Annotated in this window: 10 protein-coding genes; 4 read left to right on the plus strand and 6 right to left on the minus strand. The window is 56.9% G+C overall.

What is annotated here, in order from left to right:
- Positions 1–11: 11 nt before the first annotated feature.
- The 3 genes from hrpA to rplY all read left to right on the plus strand — a co-directional run bounded on the left by hrpA (position 12) and on the right by rplY (position 5313).
- Positions 12–3926 (plus strand): ATP-dependent RNA helicase HrpA, encoded by a 3915-nt coding sequence (hrpA, locus tag OKB77_RS07460; RefSeq protein ID WP_265776414.1) that lies wholly within the window; start codon positions 12–14, stop codon positions 3924–3926.
- Positions 3927–4021: 95 nt separating this feature from the next.
- Positions 4022–4909, plus strand: a complete 888-nt coding sequence (locus OKB77_RS07465) for a hypothetical protein (protein ID WP_265776413.1) — start codon at positions 4022–4024, stop codon at positions 4907–4909.
- Positions 4910–5025: 116 nt separating this feature from the next.
- The gene (rplY, locus tag OKB77_RS07470) at positions 5026–5313 is read left to right on the plus strand and encodes a 50S ribosomal protein L25 (protein WP_005333252.1); all 288 of its coding nucleotides are present in this window, start codon (positions 5026–5028) and stop codon (positions 5311–5313) included.
- A gap of 106 nt (positions 5314–5419) precedes the next feature.
- Here the strand turns inward: rplY and OKB77_RS07475 are convergent, their stop codons facing one another.
- A complete protein-coding gene (locus tag OKB77_RS07475) occupies positions 5420–5812 on the minus strand; it encodes a MerR family transcriptional regulator (protein ID WP_005360322.1) in 393 nt (130 codons plus the stop codon).
- A gap of 122 nt (positions 5813–5934) precedes the next feature.
- On the opposite strand from OKB77_RS07475, the gene OKB77_RS07480 reads away from it, so the two are divergent.
- On the plus strand, positions 5935–7110 hold the full coding sequence (locus tag OKB77_RS07480) for a thiolase family protein (RefSeq protein WP_270817321.1): 1176 nt from the start codon (positions 5935–5937) through the stop codon (positions 7108–7110).
- On the opposite strand, the gene OKB77_RS07485 is transcribed toward OKB77_RS07480, so the two are convergent.
- The 5 genes from OKB77_RS07485 to OKB77_RS07505 form a co-directional block, all read right to left on the minus strand.
- Positions 7107–8330, minus strand: coding sequence for an EAL and HDOD domain-containing protein (locus tag OKB77_RS07485; protein WP_005333249.1), 1224 nt, complete (start codon positions 8328–8330; stop codon positions 7107–7109). The genes OKB77_RS07480 and OKB77_RS07485 overlap by 4 nt on opposite strands.
- A 115-nt stretch (positions 8331–8445) precedes the next feature.
- Positions 8446–9714 (minus strand): OmpP1/FadL family transporter, encoded by a 1269-nt coding sequence (locus tag OKB77_RS07490; RefSeq protein WP_265776412.1) that lies wholly within the window; start codon positions 9712–9714, stop codon positions 8446–8448.
- 252 nt (positions 9715–9966) lie between these two features.
- Positions 9967–11253, minus strand: coding sequence for an outer membrane protein transport protein (locus tag OKB77_RS07495; RefSeq protein WP_005360328.1), 1287 nt, complete (start codon positions 11251–11253; stop codon positions 9967–9969).
- A gap of 402 nt (positions 11254–11655) precedes the next feature.
- Positions 11656–12435: a DUF3379 domain-containing protein gene (locus tag OKB77_RS07500; protein ID WP_150389146.1), complete on the minus strand. Its 780-nt coding sequence runs from the start codon at positions 12433–12435 to the stop codon at positions 11656–11658.
- Positions 12428–13027 (minus strand): sigma-70 family RNA polymerase sigma factor, encoded by a 600-nt coding sequence (locus OKB77_RS07505; protein WP_150389145.1) that lies wholly within the window; start codon positions 13025–13027, stop codon positions 12428–12430. Before OKB77_RS07505 ends, OKB77_RS07500 begins: the two co-directional genes overlap by 8 nt.
- Position 13028: the final 1 nt, after the last annotated feature.

Genomic DNA, 13028 nt, shown 5'->3' on the forward strand with positions numbered 1-13028 from the left:
GAATTCGTACCTTGTCTCTCTCTATCGAGGCGCTGCGCCGCCGTCTCTCTGCCTGCATGAATCTCGACGCCCGCCGCCTTTCCAGTCGTCTGCACGGGGTCAAGAAGCTGCCTGAAGGCAAACAGGCCGCCGTGCTGGAGACCATCGCCGCTGATTTGGCCGCCGCCGAAGTGCGCTATCAAACCCGTCTGGCCGGAGTGCCCAAGGTCACTTATCCGGACAACCTGCCGGTCAGCCAGAAGCAGGCTGAGATCGCCAAGGCCATTCAAGAACATCAAGTGGTGATCATTGCAGGGGAAACAGGCTCGGGCAAAACCACCCAGATCCCCAAGATCTGTCTGGCACTCGGGCGCGGAGTGAAGGGCTTTATCGGCCACACCCAGCCACGCCGTCTGGCGGCCCGCACTGTGGCGGCCCGTATTGCCGAGGAGATGGAGTCCGAACTCGGTCACTACGTGGGCTACAAGGTGCGCTTTACCGATCAGGTGAGCGAGCAGACCCACATCAAGCTGATGACCGACGGTATCCTGCTGGCCGAGATCCAGAACGACCGGATGCTCACCCAGTACGACACCATCATCATCGATGAGGCCCACGAGCGCAGCCTCAATATCGACTTCATTCTGGGTTATCTCAAGCAGCTGTTGCCCAAGCGCCCCGATCTCAAGGTGATCATCACCTCGGCCACTATCGACCCGCAACGTTTCTCCCGCCATTTCAACAAGGCGCCGGTGATCGAGGTCTCCGGCCGCACTTATCCGGTGGAGGTACGTTACCGTCCGCTATTTGTTGATAAAAAAAGCAGTGACAAGAGCGAAGGGCTGGAAGAGCGCGACGAACTGCAGGGGATCTTCGACGCGGTGGAAGAGCTGGCCCGCGAGGGGCTCGGGGACATCCTTATCTTCATGAACGGCGAGCGGGAGATCCGCGATACTGCCGATGCCCTGCGCAAACTCAACCTGCGCGATACCGAGGTGCTGCCGCTTTACGCTCGCCTCTCCAACGCCGAGCAGAACAAGGTGTTCCAGCAACATGCCGGACGGCGCATCGTGCTCGCCACCAACGTGGCGGAGACATCGCTGACGGTGCCGGGCATTCGTTACGTGATCGATCCGGGTACGGCCCGCATCAGCCGCTACTCCTGGCGTACCAAGGTGCAGCGCTTGCCCATCGAGCCGGTCTCTCAGGCCAGTGCCAACCAGCGTAAAGGGCGTTGCGGCCGGGTGGCAGACGGCATCTGTATCCGCCTCTACTCGGAGGAGGATTTCAATAGCCGTCCCGCCTTTACCGACCCCGAGATCCTGCGTACCAACTTGGCCTCCGTCATCCTGCAGATGCTGGCGCTCGGCCTTGGCAATATGGAGGCTTTCCCCTTCGTCGAGCCACCCGAGTCCCGCCATATCAAGGATGGCCTGACTCTCTTGAAAGAGCTGGAGGCGGTGCGCGAGCTGCCCGCCACCGGCGAGCGCGAAGCCAAGTTGCAGCTGACCGAGACCGGTCGCCAGCTCTCGCGCATCCCCCTTGATCCGCGTCTGGCGAAGATGGTGATCAGCGCAGCGCAGACTGGCTGCCTGAGCGAGGTGATGGTGATCACCGCCGCCCTCAGCATTCAGGATCCCCGCGAGCGTCCCATGGAGAAAAAACAGGCCGCCGACGAGCAGCACAGACGCTTTGAAGACAAGGATTCCGACTTCCTCGCTTTTGTTAACCTCTGGAACTATCTGAAAGAGCAGCAGGATGCCCTTGGCAGCAACCCGTTCCGCCGCATATGCCAGAAGGAGTTTCTCTCCTACCTGCGGGTGCGCGAATGGCAGGACATCCATTTCCAGCTGCGTCAGACGGTCAAGGAGCTTGGTTTTAAAGCCAACCATGAACCGGCAGATTTCAAGACGGTGCACTGTGCGCTCTTGACAGGCCTCTTGAGCCATATCGGCAACAAGGATCTGGAGAAGCCGGAGTTTCTGGGGGCCCGCAACGGCCGTTTCCACCTCTTCCCGGCCTCGGGTTTGTTCAAGAAGCCGCCCAAGTGGGTGATGGCCGCAGAATTGGTGGAAACCTCGCGCCTCTACGCCCGCATCAACGCCAAGATTGAACCCGAGTGGGTGGAGCCGCTGGCGGGCCACCTCATCAAGCTGCACCACAGCGACCCTCACTGGTCGAAGAAAAACGGCGCTGTAATGGCCAAGGAGAAGGTGACCCTCTATGGTCTGACTTTGGTCAACGAGCGCACCATCAACTTCAGCCGTATCGATCCGGCGCTGTGCCGCGAGCTCTTTATCCGCCGCGCCTTGGTGGAGGGGGATTTCGAGACCCGTCACCGCTTCTTCAGCGATAACCGCAAGCTCCTGGCCGAGGTGGAGGCGCTGGAGCACAAGTCCCGTCGGCGCGACATCCTGGTGGATGACGAGGACCTGTTCCGCTTCTACGATGCTCGTTTGCCGGAGGAGGTGATCTCCTCCCGCCACTTCGACAAGTGGTGGAAAGAGGCGCAAAAGCGGGATCCCGAACTGCTCAACTTCGAGAAAGAGATGTTGATGAAGGGAGATGCGGCCCACATCAGCGATCTCGACTACCCCAACTTCTGGCAGCAGGGGCGCCTCAAGCTCAAGCTGACCTATCAGTTCGAGCCGGGGGAGGCCGCCGATGGCGTGACCCTGCATATCCCGCTGCCGCTCCTGAATCAGGTGGAGGTGAAGGGGTTTGAGTGGCTGATCCCCGGGCTGCGCCACGAGCTGTTGGTGGCCCTTATCAAGTCGATGCCCAAGCCGATGCGCAAGAATTTCGTGCCGGCGCCGAACTACGCCGATGCGCTGCTTGCCAGCATCAACCCCGAGCAGGGACCGCTGCTGGACGAGATGGAGCGTCAGCTGCGCCGCATGACCGGCGTCACCGTACCTCGTGAATCCTGGGACTGGACTGCTGTGCCCGATCACCTGAAACTCACCTTCCGGGTGGTGGACGACAAGCACAAGAAGGTGGCGGAAGGGAAAGATCTGGAAGCCTTGAAAGAGTCCCTGCGTGGCAAGGTGCAGGAGACCCTGTCACAAGTGGCGGACGATGACATCGAGCAGTCAGGCCTCACCCTGTGGAGCTTTGGCGAGTTGCCGCAGGAGTACAGCCAGAAGCGTGGCGGTTTCGAGGTGAAAGCTTATCCGGCGTTGGTAGACGAGAAAGATTCGGTCGCCATCCAGCTGGTGGAAAGCCCGGTGGTGCAGCAGCAGCTGATGTGGGCCGGTCAGCGTCGACTGGTGCTGCTCAACGTGCCATCTCCTATTAAGTATCTGCAGGAGAAGCTGCCCAACAAGGCCAAGCTCGGGCTCTATTTCAACCCGTTTGGCAAGGTGGCGGAGCTGATTGATGACTGTATCGCCTGTGGCTGCGACAAGCTGATCGAGCAGCATGGCGGGCTGGCCTGGGACGAGGCCGGTTTCGAGGCGCTCAAGGAGTTTGTCCGCGCCGAGCTCAATGATGCGGTAGTGGAGGTGGCCAAGCAGGTGGAAGCCGTGCTGACGCTGTCCCATGAGATCAAGAAGCGGCTCAAGGGGAAGATGCAGCTCGACACCGCTTTTGCCATGTCGGATATCCAGCAGCAGCTCGGCAACCTTATTCACAAAGGTTTTGTCACCGAGACCGGCTGGCAGCGGTTGCCTGATTTGCTGCGCTATCTGCGCGCCATCGAGCGTCGCCTGGAGAAGCTCGCCATCGATCCCAACCGGGATCGTGTCTACATGCTCAAAGTGCACAGCGTGGAGTCGGAGTACAAGGCGCTGCTGGCCAAGATCCCCAAATCCCAGCTTATTCCCACCGAGGTGGTCAATATCCGCTGGATGATTGAGGAGCTGCGGGTGTCGTTCTTCGCTCAGAATCTGGGGACCCCTTATCCGGTCTCCGATAAACGGGTGCTTAACGCCATCGCTCAGTGCTAAGCTGCTATCTAACTGTTTTAACAGCATGATAGCGGGTGCTGAAAAGGGGTTGCCGGTCAGGTAGCCCCTTCAAACCGCAAGTCAGGGAGGCAAGGATGCTGGGGATCTGGTTGAGTGTGGCGCAGGTGGTGATCAGCGGTTATCAACCCATCGCGGAACAAACCTGGGTGCAGTTGAACCCGGAATATTACCCGCTGGCGCGCACGCCGCCTGCGATGTTTGTGGCCTGGCGTGGCAATCAGTTTCCGCCGCTGGCCCAAAAGCAAAAGCACGGTCGCTGGCAGATCCTCTTTCCAGCCAGGTTAGTGCCCCCCTTCGATCTGTTCGAGGGGGAGGCGCAGCTCTCCAAAACCTATCTGGCAAGGCTGCGGCGCATCGACGAGATGGCTTACGGGGTCGTCCCCGCGCAGGCTGTTGCGGCTGGTGCAATCGTGCAGCAGGGGAGTGGGTCCCCTGCTTATCACGCGCAACCTGTCGCGCCCTTTATTGCCGAGTTCCGCACACCCCAAGACGCGTTCGGTGGTGTTGATATGCTTACCGACCCCGCCGAGAGCGAACCTCTACTGGCTCAGCTGGGGGTGACGTTTCGCACGGCGGGGATGAGTGGTACCCAAGGATATGAGGGAGTAGCGAGCGCCCATATGGCACTCGCCAGCCACACGGCTAGCTTATCCGCAGGCAGTGACGCCATGCTTACCCTCTCGGCTCCTGCGGCCGGCGGTCCACAAACTGTGTGTCATCAGGTCGCAGCAGGGGAGACCCTGTGGCGCATTGCCAACCAGTTATCCAGCGCCCGAGGAGCCGATACCTACAGCTATTTGCTGGCGCTGGTGGCAGAGAATCAGCCGCGGTTTGGCAAGAGCATTCGGGTCAGAACGGGGGAGGGTCTCTACTGCCCGCGCGCCGAGACCCTGGCGCGGTTTGATGCCCTGAGCCCGGCCCAGCGTCAGCAGCAATTCGCCCGGTTGGAGCAGGGGCGCTAAATGCAGAGTCGGTACCTTGTATCCGAATTTGGCCCGTGGTAGTATTCGCGCTCGTTTTGCGAGGTGCTGACCGGTCGCAGTTAGCACCATAAATTCATCCAAAAGAGATACATACTATGTCTTTCGTATTCCAAGCTGAAGTCCGTTCTGACCTGGGGAAAGGTGCGAGCCGCCGCCTGCGTCAAGCTGACCAAGTTCCTGCCATCGTTTACGGTGCAGGCAAAGAAGCCCTGTCCATCACTGTTGACCACAAGAAAATGATCCTGGCTCAAGAGAAGCCGGAATTCTATGAGTCTGTACTGACTCTGGTTATCAACGGTGAAGAAGTTAACGTAAAAGTGAAAGCTATCCAGCGTCACCCGGTACGTTACAAGCTGATCCACCTGGACTTCGTTCGCGTTTAATAGCGAACCGTCAGGTTGAAGAAAAGCCACTCTCAGGAGTGGCTTTTTGCTATCTGGCATCTTGTGAGCAGGCTGAAGGGACTTACCTGATAAGCCAGCAAGGCGGTTACCCCAGCTGGCTAAGGGCTTGTTGGCAACGCTGCTCGGCGGCATCAAGCTCCAGCAGTACCATCCTGATATCTTCCATCTGCTGTTGCAGTGTCTCCCGTTTTTCCTCAACCAGTCCCAGCATGGTCTGTAACTGGGTGCGGCTGCTCTTGTCGGCATCATAGAGATCAAACAGCTCGCGGATCTCGGCGAGGCTGAACCCGAGTCGCTTGCCGCGCAGGGTGAGCTTGAGGCGAACCCGATCCTGCTTGCTGTAAATGCGGGTTTGTCCCTCTCGGGCGGGATTGAGCAATCCCTGATCCTCATAAAAGCGGATACTGCGCGTCGTAATATCAAATTCCCGGGCCAGCTCACTGATGCTGAAGCGCCGTCCTTCATCCTTGTTGTTCATACAGACTTCTTGGCGAACTAAATCCTGTCTGCACCTTACCTAAACGTAAACTGCACTGCAACTCTTGTTCCATCGCGTCAGAACCCCTATGTTATGGCCATGTAACAAACAGAGGCAGGCAAATGGATATTGCAATTGTGGCGGCAAAACGGACTCCGATGGGGGCGTTTCAGGGGGCATTGGCAGAGGTCACTGCGCCTGAGTTGGGAGCCTATGCCATTGAGGCGGCACTACAGCAAAGTGGGCTGCGTCCGGAGCAGGTCGATGAAGTGTTTATGGGCAATGTGCTGGCGGCGGGCGTGGGGCAAGCGCCAGCCAGGCAGGCGTTGTTGAAAGCAGGGTTGCCAGATAGTGTGCCTGCTACCACGGTCAACAAGGTGTGCGGATCCGGCATGAAAGCAGTGATGCTGGCGGCGGATACCATTCGGCTGGGCGATAACCGGGTGGTGGTCGCGGGGGGGATGGAGAGCATGAGCCGTGCCCCCTATCTGTTGGATAACGCCCGCAGCGGCTTTCGGATGGGGCATCAAAAAGTGCTAGATCACCTATTCCTCGACGGTTTGCAAGATGCCTATGATGGCCAGCTGATGGGGATACATGCCCAGCGCAGCGCCGATCAGGCCGGTTTGACCCGCAGTGCCATGGATGAGTTTGCTCTTGCGTCGTTGCAGCGTGCGCGCGATGCGCAGCAAGCCGGCGCGTTTGCATCCGAGCTGGCAAGTGTCTATCGCGGTGATCGCTTGTTGCTGGCCGAAGACGAGCAGCCCGGCAAGGGCAGACCGGAGAAAATCCCGACCCTGAAGCCTGCCTTTGGCAAGGAAGGCTCTATTACAGCGGCCAATTCAAGCTCCATCTCGGATGGTGCGGCGGCGCTGATATTGATGGATGGCGCCACGGCGCAAGCCTGGCAGGTACCAGTGCTGGCACGGATCGTCGGTTATCAGAGCCACGCGGCATTGCCCGCCGAGTTTACCTCTGCGCCCATTGGCGCCATTTCACGCTTGCTGGCGCGTCTTGCATGGTCGGTGGAAGAGGTGGATCTCTTTGAGATCAACGAGGCCTTCGCCATGGTCACCATGCTGGCCATGAGAGGGGTCGGCATCCCTCATCACAAGGTCAATGTCCATGGAGGGGCCTGTGCACTCGGTCATCCGCTGGGGGCGAGTGGCGCGCGCATTCTGGTGACGCTGATCGCCGCGCTGCGGCAACGGGGTTTGCGGCGAGGCGTGGCAGCGCTCTGTATCGGGGGCGGGGAGGCGACCGCTATCGCGGTCGAGGTGAATGACGAGACGAATTAATTGGTGGCTTCCATCGCCAGCAGTTGTTCCGTGACCCAGGTGGTGGCGGCCAGATAGAGGTGACTCACCTTATCCTCGCTCAGCCCCAGGCGGGCTGTTCTGGCCGTTACCCGTGACCAGTTGGCGCTCTCGTAATCTTCACAAAACGCGAGGTAGAAACCGAGATTGCCTTTGCGCTCCAGCAGCGCCAGCCGAATATCGTCGATAAGAGGGATAGTGCCGAGCAGCTTGTCCATCGGCTGCTCCATCAGTACATCCAGCAGGGAGAAGAGACCGGTGATAAAGGCCTGTTGTGCCTGCTGGCTCGGGGCGTGGGCGTGGGCCAGCAGTTCACAGAATCGGGCACGTATCATCGACATCTGGTAGAGCTCGGCGCTCTTGCCCTTGCCGGCGCTGGTCGCGGCTACCAGCGAGACAAAGCGCTTTAGCTGGGTGTTGCCCAGATAGATGGCAGCCTGGCGAAATGACGAAATAGGGTTGGTGTGGCCTTTGAGATGGTTGACATAGCGCAACAGCTTGAGGGAGAGGGAGATATCCTGACCGAGCAGCTGCTCAATCTTGTTGATATCAGGCTCTGCCTCGTTGACCACGTTGAGCAACTGCATCACCACGACTTGCGCTGGCTCCATGGTGGCTTGCTTGACCATCTCGGGTCTGCTGAAGAAAAAGCCCTGGAACAGCTGGATCCCCAGCTGTTTGACCCGCTCGAACTCCGCCTTGTCCTCTACTTTTTCCGCCAGATAGGTGAGCCCTAGGGTCTGATGCCGCTGGATAAACACTTTGATCTGCATCAGGGGGGTGGCACGAAGATCAAACTTGATGATGTGGATAAAAGGGAGGAAGCGCTCCCAATCCGGTGACATGGTGAAGTCATCGAGTGCCAGCTGATATCCCAGCTTGTGCAGCTGTTTCACCTTTTCCAGCAGGGCATCATCCGGTGGGGAATCTTCCAGGATCTCAATCACCACTTTTTCGGGCGGCAGGCACTCTGCCAATCCCTCCAGCAGCAGTGAGTGGGGGAAGTTGATAAAGCAGGGGCGGCCGCCCAAGAGCTGATCGATATTTTGTTGCAGGAACTGTTCGACCACCAGGCGTGACGTCGCCTGTTGGGAGGATATGCTCGGGAAGACATTATTCAGACTATCGCGAAAGAGCAGCTCATAGGCATGAGTTTTGAGGTCTCTGTCGAGGATCGGCTGTCTTGCTACGTAGGAATACATGCCTTGCTCCAGTAAAGGTACTGGGTTGATTTTATGGTGTTGCAGAACACTATGCCAGTGTTCACCTTATTGAGTAAGGCAATAATTGGCATAGCGTTTTTTGCAGGGAAGAAATTTAGAAGAGATAGCTCAATTGTACACCAGCTAGCCAGGCATCCCCTTCGGAAGTGCCCTGGAAGGTGGAGGTCGTCATCGGATTACCCGGTTGCAGCTCCATTTTTTCAGTGACATCCACCTTTTTGCCATCGATCAGGGTCAGCCCCAGATCCACGGTCAGGTTGGGCGTGAACTGATACCCCATTCCCAGGCTGTACCAGAGCCGATCGGCATCCGGGATGGAGATGGTACGACGATCGGCTGGCACCGGGCTGGCGTCATAGGCCACACCGGAGCGCAGTTGCCACTTGGGAGTGACCTGATAGGTCATACCGATGGCGTAGCGCCAGCTATCTTCCCAGTGCTCGTCCTTGATGTGCATGTTCTGCAAATTGTTGAGATCAGCTTCCAATTGAACGAATTTGTTCCAGTTGGTCCAGTTCAGGCTGCCGTGGAGAGCCAGCTTGTCAGTCAGCTGATGGAACGCCGCCAACTCTGCCGTCGCTGGCAACGGCAGATCCAGACTACCGGTATCTCTGATCTCGGTAACGGAGCCATCTGCATTGGGTCGGCCCACGATAGCATCTCCCGAGAGGGTCAAAGTGACATCGTGACGGTAGGAGAGGCCAATTCGGGTTTGTTCGGACAACTCCAGCAAGGTGCCGACATTCCAGCCCCATGCCCAGCCATCCCCTTGCAAATGTTTTGCGATCAGGTTGCGAGAAGGGAAGGTGCCACCGACTTCGCCTTCGCCCTGAATAGCAGAGATCCCGGCACCAATTGACCACACCTCATTGATGCGATAGGCGAGTGAGGTACCCAGATCCATGGTCTTGATATCGGAGACATTGCCAAAGTGTCCCGCGCTGTAGTTATCCGGCATCTTGACGCCAAGGCCGTAGTAAGAGGTTGCCGAGAAGCCTAGTCGCCACTGCTCATTGAGTGGAATGATGAGATAGGCGTTGGGTACCCAGGCTGCGGCGGCGATATCGTGTGCACTGGCATCGGAGGTGACGATACCAGCTTTGGTCGGCAAGCGGGTGTTACCTTCAATATTGACGTCAGGACTGACATAGATGACTCCGCCAGAGAGCGCCATCTGATCGAAGCGGGTCATGGCTGCTGCATTGCGGGAGAGTACACTGGCGTTATCCGCGATGGCTGCCTCACCGGCAAAGGCGCGTCCCAGGCCTGTAGCGGACTGTTCAGCCAGCTGGAACCCGGCGGCATGAGTCTGACCCGCGATCACCAGCAGGGCGATGGCGGACGGTTTGATGATGGGATGCATGGCAAAATCCTTGCTGTTACCCGAAGGTTCAATAGGTCATATGAATGGAGGCAGGATTTTATATGGTATGACCAGTAAGGCAACGGTAATGGCCAGTATCTGGATAAAACAAGATTAAATGCTGGAAGGATGCACTCTAATAGATTGATTAGAAAAGAAAAATAAACACGTGTGTGCTACATGTGTGCGCTGAGATGGTTTTGTCGGATAAAAAAAGAGCGCCTGACGGCGCTCTTTCAATTCTATCAATAATCAGAACTTCATGTTGAACTGGGCAGAAGCCAAGAAGGCGTTGCCGTGGGAAGTACCTTTCCAACGCAGGCTGTCGGAGTGGCTACGCAGACCTTCGTTGACGTCAACTTCTTTACCGTCCAGATAAGCCATACCAAAGTCAACGCTCATATCGGTGTTGATATGGTAGGTGGCACCGGCGCTGTACCAGATACGGTCTGAGTCGGGAATGCTCAGGCTGCGGTAGTCAGCTTCGATCGGGGTGTTGTCATAGGCAAAGCCCATGCGAGCTTCCCATGCTGGGTTGATATACCAGGTACCGCCGATGGAGTAGCGAGTAGAATCTTTGAACTTCTCATCTTTTTGCAGACATACGCCGCCAGCACATTGGCTGCTGGTTGCTTTCAGCTCCTGGAAGGCGCTCCAGTCAGTCCAGTTTACAGAGTAATGAACAGCAAACTGCGGGCTCAGGCGATGGTAACCAGCGAACTCGGCTTGTGCAGGCAGATCCAGCTTCAGGTTGCCATCCACGGTGCGATTCAGTGAGCTTGCACCTTGGAAATCACCGTCAAAGCTCATATCGACTTGTGAACGGTAGGTCAGTGCAAAGCGATGGTTTTCATTGACTTCATACAGGGTACCAACGTTCCAGCCAAAGCCCCAGGTGTCGCCTTTCAAGTGAGCCAGACGAGTATCTGTCGGCAGCGGGCCACCTTGGCTAGGTGGATTCAGCGGGCCCAGCAGACCGGCATAGCGGTTGAGTTCGGCGGCACCGTAAACGGCGTTGATACCAGCACCGACACTGAAGTGTTCGTTGACACGATAGGCAATGTTCGGGTTGATATTGAAGGTCATCAACTCGGTATCACCTGCACCGGCACCAGCCGGGAAGGTTTTGGAGTATTCGGTGGAGAGACCGTAGTTGGAGAAGATGCCAATACCCCAGGCCCACTGGTCATTCAGCGGCTGAATAAAGTAGGAGGCGGGAACGAAGGCTGCCGGAGCAATGCCACTTTCGCTGGCTGGAGCCATTTTGTTCGCGCCAGCGTAAACAGCACCATCTACATCCACATCCGGTTTGATGTAGGTGCCGGAGACAGAAACTGCCATCTTGTCGAAGGTGGTCATGGCCGCCGGGTTACGGGCCAGCACGGAGGCGTTGTCGGCAATAGCTGCTTCACCGGCATAGGCGCGACCCAGACCGGAGGCCGAGTGCTCGTTCAACTGGAATGCCGCAGCATGGACTTGACCGGTGGCCAGCGCGATGGTGGCGGCAATCAGGCTCTTCTTGAAAATAGTTGTCGTCATGGTGTTCTCTCTTGTAGGCAGATTTTTTTGCCGATATTGGCTGCACGTTCAATGCAAACCTCGACAAAATCCGTTTTTATTTCAGCTTCTTCCCAATCAATTCTGGCGTGATTCTATGGATCTGGTAGGAGGTAAGAAATCAGACCAGTGACAGCAGAATACATAAAAGTGATCGATGTGTTAATCATTTGTTTTAACTTGCTGTTTAATTCATCATTTTGAGGGTCTAAAGGTGGATTATTGACCTGGATTGCCGATCTCCGTCACAAAAATAATTTTGTCAATTTTTCGAAATCTTGAGGCAAATGAGTGACAAAGGGGAGTAAACAGGGAGGGAACAGGCTGCGGCTCGTGACCGCAGCCTGCTATTGAGGATGGATCTGAGGTTGTTAACTAGCGATGTTAAATGTCCCACTGCAGACGTGACTGCAGGGCGTTGGCAACGGGGGCAAGTGGCTCTTTCATCTCGCCAATCAGTACCATATTGGCGCCTTTGAGCTGGACTATCTCCCCTTTGAGGGTGCCATCTTCAAAGGTGGCCTGTTGCAGGGTTAATGGCACATGTTTGGGCACTAAAAAGAGAGTGACTGGCCCCATCTTTCCCTGGATCACCATGTGCAAGGCTGGTCCCTGATAAAACGAGCAGTGATTGACATAGGTCACCTTGAGCCCATCCATCCCGCTCAAGGTGGCGCCATACTTCTCCATCTTGGCATTGATGTTATGCAGATTGACCTGCTCATCGACACCTTCAATAAAGGGCTCTTCGCCATAGACATGAGCCATCGCTACCTGTGCTAGGGAGAGGGCCGCAGGAGCCGTTTCTGGCAGCGTGATCCAGCGGGTGCTCATTCCCAGCAGGAAGGCGACCGATGCAGCCAGGGCGATCTGGCGCCAGGATGTTGATGTCCGGATCTTGACCGGCGCCGTGCCAAGGGGGCGGGATGGCGGCATATCATCTGGCGCGTCACTGTCATGCAGCATGGCTTGCCTGAGCAGGATCCGTTCGGCCAGTCCGGCGGGGACCTTAACCTGCATGGCGTGCTTGAGAGTTCTGTCGAACTGCTTCATCTCGTCGAGATAGTTCCGATTGGCCTGGCTGGCTTCAGCTGTTTTGAGAAAATCCGGCAGTTGATCGTGGGGCTGGATCATGGCATTGCGGCGAAATTCGAGTTCATCCATGTCCGTGTCCTCTTGCTTGGTTCTTCTGCTCCATCGCCTCCTTGATCTGGTTGCGGGCGCGAAACAGTCGAGTCATGACGGTGTTCTTGTTGAGGCTGAGCATCTCGGCAATCTCCTCACCACTGAATCCTCCCACGACTTGCAGCAGCAGTGGCTCCTGATACTCCTCGGGTAACCGGACGATGTGACGGTACAACCACTCGTTCTCCATTTCCTGTTCGCTGTGCAGCGCATCGTGCTGGGGCTGAGGGTGATCGTCGAGATCCACCAGCTCCAGCTGTTTGCGTTCAAAGCGGCGGGCGTTCTCCCGTCTGAGGATGGTGATCAGCCACCCTTTGGCCGCCTTGTCATCCTGCAGGGTGTCGATAGCCTTCCAGGCACGCAGGAAAGTCTCTTGCACCAGATCTTCCGCTACGTTGGGATCCCGGGTCAGCCAGTAGGCATACCGGTAGAGATCGCCATGCAGCGCATGAACCAGTGCTTCAAATTTGGTTTGTTTGTCAGCCATGGGATCAGAGACCGGCGAAGTGGCCGGATCATTTCCACCAATATGCTGCTGAGCACGTTTTTTTCTAAAAAACAGCAGTGCCATA

The sequence above is a fragment of the Aeromonas sp. Y318-3 genome (assembly GCF_027706185.1).
In the GTDB taxonomy this organism is placed as follows: domain Bacteria; phylum Pseudomonadota; class Gammaproteobacteria; order Enterobacterales; family Aeromonadaceae; genus Aeromonas; species Aeromonas veronii.